Origin of the sequence: Actinosynnema pretiosum (genome assembly GCF_024171695.1) — a bacterium.
Lineage (GTDB): Bacteria > Actinomycetota > Actinomycetes > Mycobacteriales > Pseudonocardiaceae > Actinosynnema > Actinosynnema pretiosum.
Map to the genome: position 1 here is coordinate 521,017 of NZ_JAMTCF010000001.1, position 18,292 is coordinate 539,308.

Sequence of the window (18,292 nt, forward strand, 5' to 3'; positions counted from 1 at the left end):
GTAAGCGCTCAGGCCGCGAGCACCACCGGTTCGGTCGCGGGCTCGCGGACGCGGCAGGCCGTCCACAGGTTCGCCATCGCCACCACGACCACCATCGACCCGAGCACGTGCACCACCACGAGCACGGCGGGCACCCCGGTGAAGTACTGCGCGAACCCGACCGCGCCCTGCAGCAGCACCGCGACCAGCAGCACGAGGTACGGCTTGCGCACCCCGGCGCCGCGCAGCGCCCACCCGAGCGCGGCCAGCACGGCGAGGAACGCGTAGAGCAGCACCGAGTGGGCCTGGGCGAGCGACTCGACGGACGCGTCGAACCGGGCCACGTCGGCGTCACCGGCGTGCGGCCCGGCGCCGGTGACCATCGTGCCGACGACCATCAGCGCGGCCAGCACCATGACCGACGCGACCAGCAGCCGCTGCGCGAGCGCGCCCGCGACCGGCCGGGCGGGACCGTCCTCCTCGTCCAGGGAGCGCCAGAGCAGCACCGCGTACCAGGCGAGCACGGGCGAGACGACGAAGTGGAAGGCGACGGTCCACCACAGCAGCCCGAGGTTGACCGTGATGCCGCCGATCACGGCCTGCGCGAACACCCCGCCGGTCATCACGGCGGACAGCAGCAGCACGCGGGTGCGCAGCGGCCGGGACCACCAGGCGGCGAGCAGGCAGAGCACCCCGATGACGCCGACCACCACGGCGAGCAGCCGGTTGCCGTACTCGATCCACTGGTTGAGCATCGCCAGCTCGGGGTGCTCGACGGGCACGAAGCTGCCGGGCAGGCAGTGCGGCCACTCGGTGCACCCGAGCCCGGACCCGGTCACCCGGACGGTGGACCCGGTGCCCGCGATGACGACGTTGGCGACGACGGCCGCCACGGCGAGACCTCGGTGGGACTGGACGATCCGCTGCTTCCAGGTGGGCTGCACGACGGGCAACCTACGTGACCGGAGCTGAGAACGGACAAATGGGGTCCACGGGCGTTGACTTCGCTCTACACTGAAGGAATAAATGGAATCAAGCAGATCCGGCACTGGACCAGGCACTGGATCCGGCGCTGATTGATCCGAACAGGTGAATCGCTCAAGAGGCCCTCAAGGAGCGGCGATCGAGCGCCGATGTTCAGGTCAGCGCAGCGAAGAGGGGTCCGGAGAACCGGGCCCCTCTTCGCCGTTCCGGGGCCTTCACCGTTCCTGGACCGCCCAGGCGTCAGCGCTTGAGCGCGTCGAAGTGCGGCTTGAGCGCCGGGTAGTAGTCCTCGAACGAGGGCGCCTCGCCCCCGTCTCGCGCGGCCACCAGCAGGTCCAGGTAGTACTCCCACCCCGGCCCGATCTCGCCGATCCCGCTGTCGTCCCCCAGGTGGTGGACCAACCGCAGCTCGGTCTCCCCGCCGTCACCGGGCACCACCAGCAGCTCGATCGGCCACGTCGCCCCGGTGCCCAGCATGGTCAGCACGAGCCTGCCCGGCGCCTCGCAGGCCTCCACCCGCAGGTCGCACGTGGGCCGCCCGTCCTCGAACTCCAGCCGCACCCGCACCGTCCCACCCGCTCTGCCCTCGCCCTCCCACGGCCCGAACCAGCGGGCCGTCCGGTCGGACTCGGTGACGGACGCCCACACGTCCCCGGCGTCCGCGCGGAACGTCCGGGTCAGCACGAGGTCGACGCCGCCGGGCGTCTCGGCGAGCGTTCCGGTGGCGGTCGGGGGCATGGTGCTCCTGTTCGTCGGGCTGGGAAGAGGGGGCCACGAGCCGGTCGCGACGAGCAGGGTAACCAGAGCGGTCGCGGGGGTGTGGGAGGGCGCGCGGGGCTAGTCGGCCGCCGCGAAGTCGTGGCCCTCCTGCGGCTGGTCGACCGACCGCAGCTCCCACACCGCGACGCCCAGCGCCACCACGACAGCGCCCGCCGCCGTCCAGATCGCCAGGGACACCGCCGTCCCGTAGTCCTCCCCCGTGTCCGCCAGCACCAGGTAGAACAGCCCGGCCAGCGCGGCGCTGCCGATCGCCGCGCCGATGCGCTGGCCGGTCTGCAGGGCGCCGCCCGCCGCGCCCGCCATGCGGACCGGCACGTTGCGCAGGGTCAGGGTGGTGTTCGGGGAGATCACCCAGCCGCCGCCGATCCCGCCCACCAGCAGTGCGCCCGCCGCCCACCACCCGGCCAGGTGGGGCGGGGCCAGGCGCAGGAGCAGGCCGGTCGCCACCAGGCCCGCCACGACCAGGGCCAGGCCGAGCACGGTCAGCTTGCGGCCCCAGCGGCTCACCAGCCTGCCGCCGACCAGCGCGGACGCCGCCGAGCCCACCGCGAACGGGGTCACCGCCAGGCCCGACTCCAGCGGGGTGTAGCCGAGGCCGGTCTGGAAGAACAGGGCGAACACCAGCCAGATGCCGCTGAAGCCGACGAAGTAGCAGGTGCCCAGCAGCAACCCGGAGGCGTAGCCGGGGACGGCGGTCAGCAGGGTCACGTCCAGCAGCGGGTCGCCGCCGCGCGCGGCCGTGCGGCGCTCCCACACCACGAACGCCGCCAGCAGCGCCGCGCCCAGCGGGAACAGCCACCACAGCGCCGTCAGTCCGCCCGACTCGGCCAGCACCAGCGGCAGGAGCACGGCCAGCACACCGGCACCGAGGAGCAGCACGCCGAGCAGGTCCAACCGGCCGCGTCGACCGCCTTCGGCCCTCGGCAGCAGCCTGGCCGCCAGCACCAGCGCGACCAGTCCGATCGGGACGTTCACGTAGAACACCCAGCGCCACCCGTCGTCCTCGCCCGCCACGGCCAGGATCGCGCCACCGGCCACCGGGCCGACCGCCGTGGAGATGCCGACCACCGCGCCGAAGAAGCCGAACGCCCGCGCCCGCTCCGCGCCACGGAACAGCTGCTGGATCAGGGCCGAGTTCTGCGGGGCGAGCGCGCCCGCCGCCGCGCCCTGCAGCAGCCGGGCGACCACCAGCACCTCGGTGGTGGGCGCCAGCCCGGCCAGCGCGCTAAACCCGATGAACCCGGCCAGCGCCAGCAGGAACACCCGGCGCCTGCCGTACGCGTCACCGAGCCTGCCCGCCGTGACCAGGACCAGCCCGAACGCCAACGCGTACCCGGAGACCACCCACTGCACGCCCGCCGGTGACGTGCCGAGACCGCGCTGCATCGACGGCAGGGCGACCGAGACGATGCTGACGTCGAGCAGGCCCATGAACCCGGCCACGAGGCTGACGGCGAGGGCTTTCCAGCGGCGCGGATCGGGTTCGGTCACCTGGCCTGTCTACCCGGTTTCCCCGGAACGACACCGGAACGGCACCGAGCGGCACCGAGCGGCACCGAGCGGGCGGCGCACCCGGCGTTCGGGTGGCCGCCCGCTCGGGAAGAGGGGCGCGGTGGAGGGGATCAGGTGGTGGAGCCGGAGCCCGTGCCACCGGTACCGGAGCCGGTGCCCGTGTCGGGGGTGGTCTGCTGGCCGCCGCGACCGGTGCGACCGCCGGGGAGCTGGCCCGCGCCGGACTGCCCGTCGCCCATGCCGGAGAACTGACCGGCGCCGCTCTGCCCGTCGCCTGTGCCGGGGAACTGGCCGTCGCCGGGGAACTGCCCGCTCGGCGCCTGCTGGCCGGTACCCGCGCCGCCGTCGCCGACCGCGAGGCCGACGCCGAACCCGCCGAGACCGGCGACCACGGCGACGCCCAGCGCGCCGACGACCAGCGCGGCCCGGCCCCTGAGCCACGCGGGGCGCTTCGAGGCGACCGGCGCGGGCGGCGGCGCGCCCCACGTCGGCGCGGTGGCGGCAGCGGTCTCGTTCGTGGCGCCCGCCCCGGTCTCGACCTGGTCCTGCGGGCGGCTCATCTGCTCGGTGCTCACGGTGGCTCCTGCCGGTTCGGGACTCCCCTGCTCCGGGACCACCCCGGTGGGACACCACCAACGATCGGCCGGGACCCTGTGGACTTCACCAGCGACCGCTGTGCGTCTCCTGTGAGCGCCCCGCGCCCGGACCGCCGCCACCCGCCCGCGCGAGGGGCGGCGGCGGTCCGGGGTCGCGGGCGCCGTCACCGCGTCCCGGCCACCGCGTCGGCGACCAGCGACCCGCGCGCGGTGGTGTCCCTGGACGCGAACAGCCTCGGGTGGGCCTCCCGGATGCCGCCGACGACCCGCTCGTACGGCACGTCGTCGAACTCGCCGTGCGAGCGCACGAACTCCATGTGCCTGCGCCCGTCCTCGTCGAACGGGTGGTACATGCTGTCGGTGACGCCGTCGAAGTCCAGCGGCTTGATCCGGTACAGCGCGCACAGCATCTTGTTGAACACCGGCGTCGCCCGCACCCACCTGCCGCCCAGGTGCACGGTGGTGAGGCTGTGGTAGGTGAAGATGTTCCCGCCCATCAGCTCTTCGAGCTTGGGCGACGCCAGGTGGTTGCGCACGTCGCCGTAGTAGATGCGGCTGGGCACCCCGACCGCGCGCACCGCCGCCGCGTAGACGATCGACTTGTGCACGCAGAACCCGGTGCCCCTGGTGATGGTGGAGCTGGCCCTGAGCCCGTCGCGGGACAGGTCGGCGCCGTACACCTCGTAGTGGATGCCGTCGCGGACCGCGTAGTACAGGGCGATGGCGCGCTCGGCCGGTGTCATCGACTCGGGGTCGGGCAGGGCCTTGGCCACGAGCGCCCGGACGGCCTCGTGGTCGTGGTCGAGGAACTCGGTGGCGGCCAGCAGGCGCTCGTCGGGCGCCTGGGGCTCCGGGGCGGCCGGGACGAACGCGGTCGCGGCGAGCAGCTCGGCGACCGGGCTGGGCTCGACCGCCGGAGCTGCGGGGGTCGGGGCGGCGGCGGTCAGGACGGGGGTGGTCTCGGTGCTGGTCATGGCTGCTCCTCAGAGTCCGATCATGCTGGCGATGCGCTGGCGCTGGACCTCGGACGTGCCGGAGTAGATCGTCCCGGCGACGGCGTTGCGCAGGTCCTTCTCCAGGCCGTACTCGGTGGTGTAGCCGTACCCGCCGAAGACCTGGACGGCGGCGAGCGCGGAGGCGAGGTTGCCCTCGCTGGCGACGAGCTTGCTGATGGCCAGGTCCACCGTGACGTTGCCGCCGTCCTGGAGCTTGCGGCCGGTGTCGTACAGCCACTTGCGGGCGCTGTCGACGGCGATCCGCATCTCGACGAGCTTCGCGGACACCGCCTGGAAGGAACCGATCTTCTTCCCGAACTGGGTGCGGGTGCGGGCGTACTCCACGCAGCGCTCCAGCCGGTGCTGCATCTCGCCGACGTTGATGATGAAGGAGCAGAGGATCTCCCACTTCATCACGTGGTCCATGATCAGGAACCCGGCGCCGACCGAGCCGATCACGTTCGCCGCGGGCACCCGGCAGTCGTCGAAGAACAGCTCCGACAGCGGCGAGGTGCGCAGCCCCATCTTCGAGACGGGCCCGCCGACCACGAGCCCCGGCGTGTCCCGGTCCACCAGGAACGCGGTGATCGCGGCCGGGCTGCCGCGCTTGCCGGTGCGGGCGTAGACGACGAACACGTCCGCGACCGGGCCGTTGCTGGTGAACGCCTTGCTGCCGTTCAGGACGAAGTGGTCGCCGTCGCGGACCGCGCTGGTGCGCATGGACATCACGTCCGAGCCGCCCTCGGGCTCGGTGATGGCGTGCGCGCCGATCACCGCGCCCTCGCACACCTTCGTCAGGTAGCGGTCCTTGAGGTCGTCGCTGCCGAACCGCTGGAGCGGCACGCCGGTGGACACCACGTGCGTGGACACCGAGAAGTTGAACCCGCCGTCGCGGCAGGCGTAGCCGAGCCCCTCCAGGACGTGCATGGTGGTGAGCAGGTCCTGGCCGAGGCCGCCCCACCTCTCGTCGAACGGCAGGCCGAGCAGCCCGGTCTCGCGCAGCGACTTCCACGCGGTCTCGGGGAACTCGGCGCGCGCGTCGCGCCCGATGTGGTCCTCGCCGAGGGCGGCGCCGATCTCCTCGACGGCGGCGCGCAGCTCCCGCTGGTCCTCGTTCCACTCGATCATGCGGTCACGTCCTCTCCTTGGTCGCGGTCGAACCGGTGGCCAGCAGGGCCCTGCGGTCGACCTTTCCGGTGGTGGTGCGGGGAAGGGCTGCGTCGCCGACGTCGAACGCGCCGGGGATCGCGGTGCGCGGCAGCGCCGAGGCGCAGTGCACGCGCAGGTGCAGGCCGTTGAGCCGGGAGTCGGGGGCGCGGCGGACGACGGCGCGCAGCACGGAGCCCGCCAGCTCGTCGGGCACCGCGACCACGGCGGCCTCCAGCACGTCGGGGTGGTCGAGCACGACCCGCTCGACCTCGGCGAGGTTGGTGCGCACGCCGCGCACCTTCACCTGGTGGTCGGTGCGCCCGCTCAGGTGCAGCAGGCCGCGCTCGTCGCGGCGCACCAGGTCGCCGGTGCGGAACCAGCCGTCGCTCCAGCGCTCGCGGTCGAGCGCGGCGTCGTGGTAGCCGAGCGCGCGGAACGGGGTGCGCACGACCAGCTCGCCCTCGGCGGGGCCGGTCAGCTCGCGGCCGTCGAAGTCGGTGACGCGGACCTCGACGCCCGCGATGGGCGCGCCGATCGGCAGGGGCTCGGTGGAGGCGGGGTCGATCCGGTGCAGGAAGCTGTCGTTGGTCTCGGTGCAGCCGTAGACGTTCCACAGGCGGGCCGACGGGAACGCCTCGGCGATCTCGCGCAGCAGGGCGGCCGGGGTGACGTCGCCGGTGAGGAGGACGTCGCGGACGCCGGGGAACGTGCCGCCGGTGGCGGTGACCTGGCGGAAGAACAGCGGCACCGCCTGCACGACGGCGGGCTCGCGGTCCCGGCACAGCGCGGCCAGGTGGGCGCCGTCGGCGGCGTGCGCGGGGTCGACCAGGTCGACGCGGCCCCCTGCGGCGAGGGTGGCCCACACGTCGAGCAGGCACAGGTCGAAGTTGAGCGGGGCGTGGTTGAGCACGGCCGTGCCCGGCTGGATCGAGAACGCGGCGGCGGCCCAGGCGAGGAACGCGTCCACGCCCTCCTCGGCCAGCACGACGACCTTGGGGGTGCCGGTGGAGCCCGAGGTGGTGAGCAGCAGGCCGGGACCGGGCAGGGTGGTCGGGGCGAGGTCGGTGGCGATGGCGCTGGGCGCGCCGCCGGGCGCGTCGGCGGCGGTGAGCACGTGCGGGCAGCCGACCTGCTCGCACAGCCTGCGCAGGGCGTCCGCGCCCAGCTCCGGGGAGGGCAGCAGCACCCTGAGGCCCGCGCGGAAGCAGGCGATGAGCAGGGCGATCGTCTCCGGGGACTTGGTGGCGGGCACGCACACCGGGGCGCCGGGCGGCAGGCCCGCCAGGAGCGGTTCGGCCTGGTGGGCCAGCGCGTCCAGGTCGGCGTAGCCGAGCTCGCGGTCGTGCCAGGTGAGGGCGGGGGCGTCGGGGGTGGTCGCCGCGGTGGCGGCGAAGGCGGTGAGGAAGGCGCGGGTGGGCATGGTCGGGTGTCCTCTCGCGGTGGGCCGCGGTGGGGAGGCAGGGGACGCGCGGGAGCCGCGCGGGTGGGCGGGCTCGGCGCGCGGGGCGGGCGCGGTGGCGCGGGAGAAGTGGCGCCGGGGAGGGGCGCGGGGCCCGCGCGGGCCCGGACGGGGGCCGCGCGGCGCCGCGATCGGACCGGGGCGGCGGGAGCGGGGTCCCGCCGGGCCGGTCACGGGGTGGCGCCCGCCGCAGGGTGGCGGGCTCCGGGTGGTGGCCGACCGAGCGGGTCGGCCACCGGGGGTTCAGCCGGGTCGTCTGGGGGGTGGGGCAGGCGGGTCAGGGCAGGCGGGTCAGGACGCGGCGGCCAGCAGGGTTCCCCCGCCTGGCACGGTCGCGCTCACCCCCGCCAGGTCGAGCAGCCGCCACAGGCAGGCCTGGTTGCCGGTCACCACCGGCACCCCGAGGCGCTGCTCCAACCGCTCCACCGCGCCCCACGAGCGGAACCCGCTGCCCGGCATGAGCAGGCTGTCCGCGTCGGCGGGGAACGCGTCGGCGACCTGGCGGCACACCTCGTCCGGGTCGACCTCCCAGCGGGCGCCCCGGTCGAACGCCAGGTGCGCGACCACCGAGTCCCAGTCCCGGTCGAGCCGGTACTGCACGAGCCCGGCGGGCGGGAGGCCCGCGCGCTCCAGGTAGGCCGTGGTGGCGGTGAACGTGGGCGCGGTGAACCAGGGCGGCGCGACCACCAGCGGCCTGCCGACGCCGAACCGGCGCAGCGCCTCGACCACCGCCTGACCCGCCGTGTACACCGGCACGCCCGCCAGCTCGGTCCCTGCGGCGCTGAAGCCCTCGTCGAAACCGGGTTCGCCCAGGAAGCTCGCGGAGGCGAAGCACAGGCAGATCGCGGTGGCCCCGAGCTGGCCCAGCTGCACCAGGCCCCGGCGCACGTCCGGCTGGGCGATCAGGTGCTGCCAGGTCTCGGTGGTGTACTCGGCCCCGGTGCTGGTGGGGCTCTCGAAGCGGGCGGCGTGCACGCTCACCCCCGGCGGGGCCATCCGCGCCAGCTCCGCCTCGGGCACCGGGTCGTTGTGGATGACCAGCACGCCCAGCCTGGCCGCCCACGGCGCGTCCGCGCTCACTCCCCCTCACCCCGGACGTGCTTGCGGTGCGCCAGGCCGAACCAGGCCAGCACGGCGCCCGCGAGGGCCGCGATCGCGGTGGTGGTGAAGGCCCAGCCGAAGTCGCCCGCGTCGGGCGAGGGCCCGAGCACCAGCACCAGGACGGCCACGCCGAGCGCGCCGCTCATGTACTGGGCCGTGGTCATCAGCGCGCTGCCGGTGCCCTGGTTGCGGTCGTCCACGTCGGCGGTGCCCGCGATGAACATGGCCACGTAGGTGACGCCGTGGGCGAAGCCGGTGACGAGCAGGCCGGGCAGCAGGTGCAGGACGTAGCTGTCGCCGTGCACCTGGAGCGCCAGGAGCAGCAGCCCGGCCGCGTCGGCGACGAACGCGAGGGTCAGGGTGAGCCGGATGCCCAGCGCGGCCACGACCCTGGCCGCGACCGAGTTGGCGACCGCGATCGCCACCGCCATCGGCAGGAACGCCAGCCCCGCCGCGATCGGCCCGTAGCCGCGCAGCTGCTGCACCAGCAGGGTCACCACGAAGAACTGGTTGCCGACGCTGGCCATGTAGAGCGCGGTGGAGCCGCAGCCGACCAGCAGCGAGCGGGTGCGCCGCAGCAGCGGGTCGACCAGGGGCTGGGCGCTGCGCCGCTCCTGGAAGGCGAACGCGCCCAGCAGCACGACCGCAGCGCCGAAGCAGGCCAGGGTGGTCGGCGCGGTCCAGCCGCTCGCGGACGCCTCGGTGAGCGCCATCGCGGCGGACAGCACGGTCCCGGTGCACAGCACGGCGCTGGGCACGTTCAGGCCGCCGCCGGAGCGGGCCGCGCCCGCCTTCGGCAGCAGGCGCGGGGCGAGCAGCGCGCACACGACCGCCAGCGGCAGGTTGATCAGGAACACCCAGCGCCAGGACACCGTGGTCAGCAGGCCGCCGATGACCACGCCCGCCGCGAGGCCGGACGCGCCGACCGTGCCCCACACGCCCAGCGCCCGGTTGCGGGCGGGACCCGCGGCGAAGGTGGTGTTGATCAGGGCGATGACCGCCGGTTGCAGCACCGCGGCGGCGACGCCCTGGGCGGCGCGGGCCACCAGCAGCAGCGCCGAGCCGGGGGCGAGGCCGCCCGCCAGCGAGGCGACGCCGAACAGGAGCATCGCGACGATGAACAGGGTGCGCGGGCCGAACCGGTCCGAGGCGCGCCCGCCGACGACGAGGAAGCCCGCGAAGAACACGGCGTAGCCGCTGACGACCCACTGCACCGAGCTCTCGCTCAGGTGCAGCTCGCCACCGATGCTGGGCAGGGCGATGTAGACGATGGAGTAGTCGAGCGCGATCAGGAACTGGGCGACCGCGAGGATCGCGAGCGCGGCGGACGCCGAGCGGGTTCCGGTGGGTTTCGGGTTGGCGGTGGCGGTCATCGGGGTCACCCTTGTGCTCCGAGGTGGACGGGGGCTGGCAGGTCGGTGGTGGGGCCGGGCTCGGCGAGTCCGGGCGCGGTGGGGTCGGCGGTCAGCCCACGGCGGTCCGCGCGGGTGGCCGGGAGGAGGGCGGCGACGCCGTCGCGGACGTCCAGGGCGCCCGCCTCCCTCAGCTCGGCCTCCGTGGCGACGCCGGACAGGACGCCCACGACGGGCATCCCGGCGGCGCGGGCCATGTACACGTCGTCGACGGCGTCGCCGACGACCAGGCAGTCGGCGGGCGCGGCGCCCAGCTCGCGGGCGGCGAGCAGCGCCAGGTCCGGCTGGGGCTTGCCGCACGGGGTCATGCCGTGGCAGGCCAGCACGTCGAAGTGGTCGATCAGGCGGGTGGCGCGCAGCAGCTCCACCGCGCTGGCGCGGACCTTGCTGGTGACCACGGCCAGTCCGCGCCCCTCGGCGCGCAGGTGCTCCAGCAGCTCGACGGCGCCGGGCAGCACGAGCTCCTCGGCGCGCGGGACGACCTCCCTGGTGAACAGGGCGCGGGCCCGGTCCGCCGCGCGCTCGGCGGCGGGGTCGCCGGGGGCGAGGTCGAGCAGCAGGGCGAAGGAGGCGACCAGCGGTCGGCCGACGGTGGCGCGCAGCCGGTCGTCGCGGATGGCCATGCCGTGCTCGGCGACGACCGCGCGCAGCACCCCGGTCATCGCGCCGGGGGTGTCGACGAGGGTGCCGTCCAGGTCGAACAGGACCGCGGCGCCCGGCTTCCCGGCGCTCACGACACGACCTCCAGCTCCGGTGCGGCGGCGGCGCGGCGCTGCTCGGCCTTGAGGGCGACGGCGAACTCGGCGGCCAGCGCGCTGGTGGACAGCAGCACGGACCGGTTGGCCTCGCCGGTGCGCCCGCCGGTGGCCTTGCCGACGGCGGACAGGATCGCGGGGGTCATGTCCTTGCCGCGCACCCCGGCCGCCTCGGCCTCGGCCTGCTTGCGGCGCACCAGCTCGTACACCTCGGCGGACGGCAGCGCGTCCGCCTCGCCGATGGGGTGCGTGACGACGAAACCGGTGCCGCCCACCAGGTCCCAGTGCAGGCGCACGGCGGCGGCCAGCTCGGCCAGGTCGTCGATCCGGCGCGGGTTCCGCTCGCCGCTGGAGACGCTGTAGTAGGCGGGGAAGTCGGTGCAGCGGTAGCCGACGACCGGGACGCCCAGGGTCTCCAGGTACTCCAGGGTCAGCGCCGGGTCGAGCAGCGACTTGGCGCCCGCGCACACCACGGCCACCCGGTGGCGGGTGAACTCGGGCAGGTCGGCGGAGATGTCGTAGCTGCGCTCGGCGCCGAAGTGGACGCCGCCGATGCCCGCGACGGCGAACACCTCGACGCCGAGGCGGCCCGCGGCGACCAGCGAGGCGGACACCGTGGTGCCGCCGTGCCCGCCGCCCGCCAGCACCGCGCCGATGTCGCGGGTGCCGACCTTGGGCACGGTCGGGGTGGTGGCGAACAGCTCCAGCTGCTCGGGGGACATGCCGACGGTGAAGCGGCCGTCGACGATCGCGGTGCGGGCCGGGACTGCCCCTGCGGCGCGGATGGCGTCCTCCATGTCGAGGGCGGTCCGCAGGTTGAGCGGGTGCGGCAGGCCCTGCACCACGCCCGAGGACTCCAGCGCCACCACGGGCAGGCCGGACGCCAGCGCGTCGGCCACTTCCTCGGACACGGCGAACAGCTCGTCGTGGGGGGACATGCGGGTGCTCCTCTCGGCGGTTCAACGGTGTGCGGCGTGCTCCGGCGGGGGCGCCGGGCCGCGATCGGTCCGGGGTGGCGCGGGGGGGCCGGTGCCCCCCGCGCTGCCCGGTGGTGCGGTGGTGCGGGAAACCGCCTAGTAGTGGGAGAACTCGTCGGCGTCGAAGTTGTGCCGCTCGTCGCCCTTGATGGGCGGGTTGAACACGCTGATCAGTTCGAGGTCGGCGTCGGCGTCGGCGATCAGGAAGTGCTCGTCGTGCTGGTCGAGCGCGTAGATCACCCCCGGTTCGATCTCGTGGGTGGTGCCGTCGGAGGTGATGACCTGGCCCTTGCCGGAGATGCAGTAGCAGGCCTCCAGGTGGTTGCGGTAGTGCAGCGGGGACTTCGACCCGGCCCGCACCACGGTGTGGGCGAGCGCGAAGCCCATGCCGTCCCGCTCCACGAGCATCCGGTAGCTGAGGCCGTTGCCCCACTCGACGCCGTCGACGCCGCTCCTGGTCCGCACGATCATGGCTGTTCCACCTCTCCTGTGTGATGGCGCTGGTCTGCCGGTCCCGCGAGCCTCAGACGAGGCTGCGGGTGTTGCGGACGAAGGCGGCGATGGCTTCGACCGAGCTGAAGTCGGCGGGGGAGATTCCCTGCTCCTCCACCGGGATCTCGTAGCGCTCCCCCACCCAGGCGATCAGCCGGAGCAGCCCGAGGCTGTCGACGACGCCGTTGTCGAGCAGGTCCAGGTCGTGGGGGAGCTGGTCGGGGGTGAGGTCCTGGGCGAAGGTGGTGACGACGAACTTCGCGACCTCGTTCTCGATGGACACGGGAAGACCTCCGGGGGGTGGTGGGCTGAGGAGTTCGACCAGCAGGACGTGGTCGGCGTCGGTGCGACCGCGCCCGCCGCCGACGAGCACCTGCCGCAGGTCGCCGCTCGCGGTGTCGCGCTGGGCGGGGTCGTCGACGAACACCCGGTGCGCCTGCGCCAGCAGGACGGGTGGCAGGGGCGTGCCGGAGGCGTTGACCAGGACGGCGCCCTTGGACAGCCGGGGCGGTCGCGGGCGGTGACCGGGGTCGATGGGGTCGGTGACCACGACCAGGTTGGCGCCGAACGCCGCCTCGGCGGCGGAGCGGGCGCAGGACAGCTCGACGCCGTCCAGCGCGAGGCGGGCGGTGAGCGCCGGGGGCAGTTCGCGGCCGTCGAGCAGCCGGACGGAGACGTGGCTGACGTCGGGGACGTCCCTGGTGAGGACGTCGAGCTGCGAGGCGACCCGCGCGGCCCCGCCGATGACGGCGGCGGTGACCACGCCGGGCGTGAGCAGGTGCCGCGCGGCGAGGGCGGTGACCGCCTCGACCGGCGCCTGCCCGAACGGCAACCCGGCCATGAGCCGCCGGGCCAGCTCGTCGACCGCGCCACCGGCGGGCGCGGTCCCGTCCTGGTCGCCGTCCCCGCCCCGGACCTGGTTCCCGTCCCCGTCCCCGTGCATCCGAACCGCCTCCATCCCGCTCCGTTCGCCGGTCCCGCTCTCGACGGGGACAACGTTGCGGGAGAGCGCTGTCGATCGGCTTTTGAAGCGCTATCGGTGGGGCGGGCCGGACCTTAAGCAGTGGAAAGGCCGACCGATGGCGGCGGCGGGTCTAGTGGTGACAGCAAGCGGAACCGGCCGGGACCGGCCACCTTGAGGAAGAGGCGAAGAGATGAGCGGCGGCACCGTGAAGATGGCTCTGAGGAACCTGGTCGCGTCGGGGGCGCTGGGAGTGGCCCTGGTCGCGGGCGCGGTGCTGCTGCCGGGGGTGGCGGTGGCCCAGGAGGAGTGCGCGGAGGACACGCACTGGAGCGCGGACCTGGCGAAGTGCGTGGACGACGACACACACTGGTGAGACTCAACCCGGCACGGAAGCGGCCCGGTCCCCTGTGGGGCCGGGCCGTTGGGTTTGCGGGTGGGTTGTCAGAGGCGTTCGGGACGGCGCCTACGCCACCACCGCGTCCCCCGCCCCGCGCTCCAACCCGCGAGCCGCCAACCGCTCCCCCAGCTCCCCGGCCTCCGCCGAGTCCACCTTCTCCAGCAGCTCCACCCCCCGCCGCACCGCTCCCCCGTCCCCCTCAGGCAGCAGCAACAACGTCCGCGCGTACCACACCGCGGCCCCCAGCTCGTCGAACAACCCCAGCGCCGCGCCCAGGTGCGCCCCGGCCCCCACCGAGTCCCCCCGCTCCAGCGCGACCTCCCCGAGCGAGTACCTCGCCTTCCCCTCCACCATCCGCTCCTCCAACCGCCGCGCCAGGTCGAGCGCGTGCACCAGCGTCGTCTCCGCGCTGTCCAACCGCCCCTCCCGCTGCCGCAGCACCCCCAGCCCGTACAGCGCGTGCACCTCCCCGATCCGGTCCCCGGTCGCCCGCACGATCCGCAGCACCCGGTGCAGCGCCTCGCGCGCCTCCTCGATCCGCCCCTGCACCAAATGCAGCTCCGCGTACCGGTGCACCACCTGCGCCTCCACCCGCAGGCACCCGGTCTCCCTGCTGATCGCCAGCGCCACGTCGAGCTTCGCCGTCGCCGCCTCGGTGTCGCCCTCGTCCAGGCTGTGCTTGGCGGTGCTGCGCAGGATGTGCGCCTCGCCGATGCGGTCGCCGACCTCGCGCATGATCCGCAGCGACTCGTCGTACTTGGCCAGCATGCTGCCCGTGTCCCCGGACACCCCGTCGACGTGGGCCGCGTTGCGCAGGACCAGGGCCCTGCCGTGGCGCTCTCCCACGGCGTCGAAGCCGGCCAGCGCCTCGGTGAAGCAGGCGCGCGCCTCGGCGAACCTGCTCTGGAACACGTGCAGCGTCCCCAGCGAGTAGCGCATGGCCGCCGCGCCGACCGCGTTGCCCGCGCGCTCCGCCGCCGCGAGCGCGACCTCGGCGCACTCGCGCCAGTCGTCGAAGTACCCCTTGGCCTCGAACAGGGTCACGGAGGTGAGCGCGAGGTCCCAGCACAGCTCGTGCAGCCCGGCCGCCGCCGCCTGGCGGACCGCCGCGACGAGGGCCCTGCGCTCGCTCTCCCACCAGTCCGCCGACGCGCCGATGTGGTCGGCGACCTCGTGCTCGGCCAGCCGCCACCTCGGCGCGTCGCCGTGCAGCACCGTGTAGTCGCCGCCGTACTCCAGCCGGTGCGCCTCGTCGGCCAGCGCGAGCCAGCCGCCGAGCAGCCTGCGCAGCGCGGCGTCGCTCTCGTCGGGCGGCTCGTCCTCGGCGAGCTTCTCGGCGGCGTACACCCGGATCAGGTCGTGCAGCCGGTACCTCGGCGAGGCGTCGGAGTAGTGCGCGATGTCGACGAACTGGGCGTCCACCAGGCTCTCCAGCACCTCCTCCGCGTCGTCCGGGGTGGTGTCCAGCAGGGCGGCGGCGGTCCAGCCGGGGAAGTCCGGGGCCCCGACCAGGGAGCAGCGGCGCAGCAGGGTGCGGGCGCGCTCGTCCAGGGTGCGGTGCGTGAGCCCGATGCTGGAGCGCAGCTCCAGGCCGTGGTGGGCGAACTCGTCGAGCCTGCGGGCCTCGTCGCGGAGCCTGCGCACGAGCCCGGACAGCCGCCAGTGCGGGCGCGACGCGAGCCGGGCGCCCGCGATGCGCAGGGCGAGCGGCAGGCCTCCGCACAGCGCGACCAGCTCGACGGCGGCGCGCGGCTCCAGCGCGACCCGGTCGTGGCCGATGACGCGGGTGAGCAGCTCGACGGAGTTGCCCTCGTCGAACACCTCCAGGTCGATCCGGTGCGCGCCGGGCAGGCCGCTGAGCCTGATCCTGCTGGTGGTGATGACCGCGCACGACGGGCTGCCCGGCAGCAGCGGCAGCACCTCGGCCTCGCCGGGGGCGTCGTCGAGCACGAGCAGGACGCGCTTGCCGGACAGCTTGCTGCGGTACAGCTCCTGCCGCTCCTGCTCGTCGTCGGGGACGGCGGTCGCGGCGACGCCGAGCGCGCGCAGGAAGCGCGCCAGCAGGGTGGCGGTGTGGTCGTTGCCCTCCTGGGAGGACAGGTCGGCGTGCAGCTGGCCGTCGGGGTAGCGGGCGGCGAGCTGGTGCGCGGCCCTGGTGGCCAGGCTGGACTTGCCGACGCCGCCCTTGCCCGAGATGGCGACCACGGGCATCCCCCAGCGGGGTTCGCCGCTCTCGTCGCCGAGCAGCCGCACGATCTCGGCGAGCTGCTCGTGGCGCCCGGTGAAGTCGGTGACGCTGGCGGGGAGCTGGCGCGGCACCACGACGGCGGTGGGCTGGTCCGGTCTCGGCCTCGGCGCGGCGCCGCCCGATAAGCCCTCGGCGGACCGGGCGGTGGCCTTGTCGGGGACCGCGCCGGGGTGGGTTCGGGGGTCGGTTCCGGGGCCCGCGCCGGTGGCCGCTCCCGCAGACCCGACCGGCACGTCGTCCGGGGCGGTGCGGGGGCGCGGCGGCGCGGTCACGTCGTGGCGGTCGGGTTCGCCCAGCGCGGGGTCGCGGCGCAGGATGGCGCTTTCCAACCGCTGGAGCTCGCGCCCCGGTTCGAGCCCGACCTCCTCGACGAGCACGGCGCGGGCCCGCCTGCCCGCCTCCAGCGCGTCGGCCTGCCTGCCCGCCCGGTACAGGGCCAGCATGAGGAACCCGTGGAGGCGCTCGCGCAGCGGGTGCTCGGACACCAGGGCGTGCAGCTCGCCGATGACCGAGGCGTGCCCGCCGAGCGCGAGGTCGAGCCGGACCCGCTCCTCGACGGCGGCCAGCCGCTGCTCCTCCAGCACGGTCGCGCTGCGCAGCGCGAGGTCGCCGGGCACCCCGGACAGGGCCGTGCCGCGCCACAGCGCGAGCGCGTCGCGGAGCGCGGCGGCGGCCTCGGCGGTCTTGCCCGAGTCGGCGAGGACGCGCGCCCTGGCGACCAGCGCGGCGAACTCGACGGAGTCGACCTCGTGGGGGTCGAGCCGCAGCAGGTAGCCGGGGGACTGGGTGGTGATGGCGCCCGCGCGCCCGGCGTCCGCGAAGAGCTTGCGCAGCGCGGAGATGCAGATCTGCACCTGGCTGCGTGCGGTGGACGGCGGGGCCTCCCCCCACACGGCGTCGATGAGCTGGTCGACCGGGACGACCCGGTTGGGGTTGAGCCCGAGAACCGCGAGGACCACCCGCTGCCTCGGACCCCCGATGTCGACGGACCGCTGGTCGAGCACCAGCTCGACCGGTCCGAGAAGCCTGAGTCTCAACGCACGCCCTCCGCGATGTCGGGGTCGCCGTTGTCCCCGTTGTCCCCGTTTCCGGGCCGCCATGTTACGCACGGCCACTGCCCTTTCATGGTTGCCGAGCCCCACCGGACTCGGTAACTGTGCGTGCACGGTTCATGCGGAATTCCGCAGCGTCCGGAAAACTCAAGTTGACCTTGGTCGACGCTTCGCGGACCATTGCCCCTCCACCGGCCGGAGCAGCGCGCGGCAGCCCTGCGCCGGGCCTCGTGATCACTCTGCGTGCCCGCCGAAGTCCCGGGCCGGTGTCCCAGGACTCTCCCGCACCGGGACCTTCGACCGTGTGTCGGCCACCCGCCCGGTAAGAGAGTGGGATCTCCTCGGATATCTGACGAGCGGTCCGCCGGGAGGCAGGAAATGGTGCTGGGGCTGACCAACGACGAGGTGACGGCCGCGCTGGAAGCGGCCTCCCTCGCCCCTTCGGTGCACAACACGCAGCCTTGGCTGTTCCGGGTCGCGGAGGACCGGATCGAGCTGCACGCCGACACCTCGCGCGCGCTGCGCGCCACCGACCCGGAGGACCGCGAACTGCGGTTGTCCTGCGGCGCGGCGCTGCTGAACCTGAGGGTGGCGCTGGAGGGCGCGGGGGTTCGGACGACGGTCGCGATCTCGCACGAGCCGGGGTGCGGCGCGCTGGCCGTGCTGCGCCGGGTCGGCGGCGCGGCGCAGCCGGAGCCCGCGCTGGTCGCGGCGATCCCGGAGCGGCGCACGAACCGCAGGCCGTTCCGGTCGGAGCCGGTGCCGCTGGGGTTCCGGGTGGCGCTGGTGCGCGCGGCGGAGCGGGAGCGGTCCTGGTTGCACGTGGTGACGGACCGGGAGGAGCGGACGCGGTTGCGCGGGATGGTCGCGCGGGCGCACCGGGCGCTGGACGCCGACCCTCGGGTGAAGGCGGAGCTGCGGCGGTGGACCGGGCTGCGGGTGGGCGCGGACGGCGTGCCGACCAGGGCGGCCGGGCCGCGCCCCGCCGCCGGTGACGAGTGGGCGACCAGGGACTTCCTGGCGCGCGGCCTGCCGGAGCGGGTGGGCGCGGCCGGGTCCGGCGGCGGCGAGCTGGTGGCGGTGCTGTGCTCGTACCACGACGGCCCGGCGGCGGAGGTGCAGGCGGGGCAGGCGATGCAGCGGGTGCTGCTGACGGCGACCTCGCTGGGGCTGTCGGCCTCGTTCATGTCGCAGCCGGTGGAGGTGCCCGCGATCCGCGAGGAGGTGCGCGGGCTCGCGGGCGGGCCGTTCCCGCAGACGGTGCTGCGGCTGGGCTTCGGCGAACCGGCGCCGCCGACGCCCCGGCGCTCGGTGGCCGACCTGCTGATGGACTGAGCGCACGCGCGGGATCACCCGCCGGGGCCGTTCGGAGCACCGCCGGGCACGGCGCGGGCGGCGGTCCGAACGGCCCCGAAGCGCGCCCCCGTGACACCGCTCACA

The 18,292-nt window shown here is 74.7% G+C and carries 16 protein-coding genes; 2 read left to right on the forward strand and 14 right to left on the reverse strand.

What is annotated here, in order from left to right; all coding sequences use genetic code 11:
- Positions 1-8: 8 nt before the first annotated feature.
- The 13 genes from LV78_RS01980 to LV78_RS02040 form a co-directional block, all read right to left on the reverse strand.
- Entirely contained in the window at positions 9-923 is a 915-nt protein-coding gene (locus tag LV78_RS01980; RefSeq protein ID WP_253842856.1) for a COX15/CtaA family protein, read from the reverse strand.
- Positions 924-1,203: 280 nt separating this feature from the next.
- Positions 1,204-1,701 carry an SRPBCC family protein gene (locus tag LV78_RS01985; protein WP_253842858.1) on the reverse strand — a complete coding sequence of 166 codons (498 nt, stop codon included), beginning with the start codon at positions 1,699-1,701 and terminating at the stop codon, positions 1,204-1,206.
- 99 nt (positions 1,702-1,800) lie between these two features.
- Positions 1,801-3,174 (reverse strand): MFS transporter, encoded by a 1,374-nt coding sequence (locus LV78_RS01990; protein WP_253843226.1) that lies wholly within the window; start codon positions 3,172-3,174, stop codon positions 1,801-1,803.
- Between the two features lie 191 nt (positions 3,175-3,365).
- Positions 3,366-3,830 carry a hypothetical protein gene (locus tag LV78_RS01995; protein WP_253842859.1) on the reverse strand — a complete coding sequence of 155 codons (465 nt, stop codon included), beginning with the start codon at positions 3,828-3,830 and terminating at the stop codon, positions 3,366-3,368.
- Positions 3,831-4,015: 185 nt separating this feature from the next.
- Complete coding sequence (locus LV78_RS02000; protein WP_253842860.1) at positions 4,016-4,825, reverse strand: transglutaminase-like domain-containing protein; 810 nt, start codon at positions 4,823-4,825, stop codon at positions 4,016-4,018.
- Between the two features lie 9 nt (positions 4,826-4,834).
- Entirely contained in the window at positions 4,835-5,974 is a 1,140-nt protein-coding gene (locus tag LV78_RS02005) for an acyl-CoA dehydrogenase family protein (protein ID WP_253842862.1), read from the reverse strand.
- A 4-nt stretch (positions 5,975-5,978) separates the two neighbouring features.
- Positions 5,979-7,415 carry an AMP-binding protein gene (locus tag LV78_RS02010; RefSeq protein WP_253842864.1) on the reverse strand — a complete coding sequence of 479 codons (1,437 nt, stop codon included), beginning with the start codon at positions 7,413-7,415 and terminating at the stop codon, positions 5,979-5,981.
- A 330-nt stretch (positions 7,416-7,745) separates the two neighbouring features.
- Positions 7,746-8,534 (reverse strand): maleate cis-trans isomerase family protein, encoded by a 789-nt coding sequence (locus tag LV78_RS02015; protein ID WP_253842865.1) that lies wholly within the window; start codon positions 8,532-8,534, stop codon positions 7,746-7,748.
- Positions 8,531-9,928 carry an MFS transporter gene (locus LV78_RS02020; RefSeq protein WP_253842867.1) on the reverse strand — a complete coding sequence of 466 codons (1,398 nt, stop codon included), beginning with the start codon at positions 9,926-9,928 and terminating at the stop codon, positions 8,531-8,533. The genes LV78_RS02015 and LV78_RS02020 overlap by 4 nt, the downstream gene beginning before the upstream one ends.
- 5 nt (positions 9,929-9,933) lie before the next feature.
- Positions 9,934-10,701: an HAD family hydrolase gene (locus LV78_RS02025; protein WP_253842868.1), complete on the reverse strand. Its 768-nt coding sequence runs from the start codon at positions 10,699-10,701 to the stop codon at positions 9,934-9,936.
- Positions 10,698-11,660 (reverse strand): pseudouridine-5'-phosphate glycosidase, encoded by a 963-nt coding sequence (locus LV78_RS02030; RefSeq protein ID WP_253842870.1) that lies wholly within the window; start codon positions 11,658-11,660, stop codon positions 10,698-10,700. Before LV78_RS02030 ends, LV78_RS02025 begins: the two co-directional genes overlap by 4 nt.
- 135 nt (positions 11,661-11,795) lie before the next feature.
- Complete coding sequence (locus LV78_RS02035) at positions 11,796-12,170, reverse strand: ectoine synthase (protein ID WP_253842872.1); 375 nt, start codon at positions 12,168-12,170, stop codon at positions 11,796-11,798.
- Positions 12,171-12,222: 52 nt separating this feature from the next.
- On the reverse strand, positions 12,223-13,134 hold the full coding sequence (locus LV78_RS02040) for a hypothetical protein (protein WP_253842875.1): 912 nt from the start codon (positions 13,132-13,134) through the stop codon (positions 12,223-12,225).
- A gap of 211 nt (positions 13,135-13,345) precedes the next feature.
- Between LV78_RS02040 and LV78_RS02045 the strand changes: the two genes are divergently transcribed.
- Complete coding sequence (locus LV78_RS02045; RefSeq protein ID WP_253842876.1) at positions 13,346-13,528, forward strand: tumor necrosis factor receptor family protein; 183 nt, start codon at positions 13,346-13,348, stop codon at positions 13,526-13,528.
- A 90-nt stretch (positions 13,529-13,618) separates the two neighbouring features.
- Here the strand turns inward: LV78_RS02045 and LV78_RS02050 are convergent, their stop codons facing one another.
- The gene (locus LV78_RS02050; protein ID WP_253842877.1) at positions 13,619-16,837 is read right to left on the reverse strand and encodes an AfsR/SARP family transcriptional regulator; all 3,219 of its coding nucleotides are present in this window, start codon (positions 16,835-16,837) and stop codon (positions 13,619-13,621) included.
- 393 nt (positions 16,838-17,230) lie between these two features.
- Here LV78_RS02050 and LV78_RS02055 point away from each other — a divergent pair, with 393 nt between their 5' ends.
- Positions 17,231-18,187, forward strand: a complete 957-nt coding sequence (locus tag LV78_RS02055) for an Acg family FMN-binding oxidoreductase (RefSeq protein ID WP_253842879.1) — start codon at positions 17,231-17,233, stop codon at positions 18,185-18,187.
- Positions 18,188-18,292 lie beyond the last annotated feature (105 nt).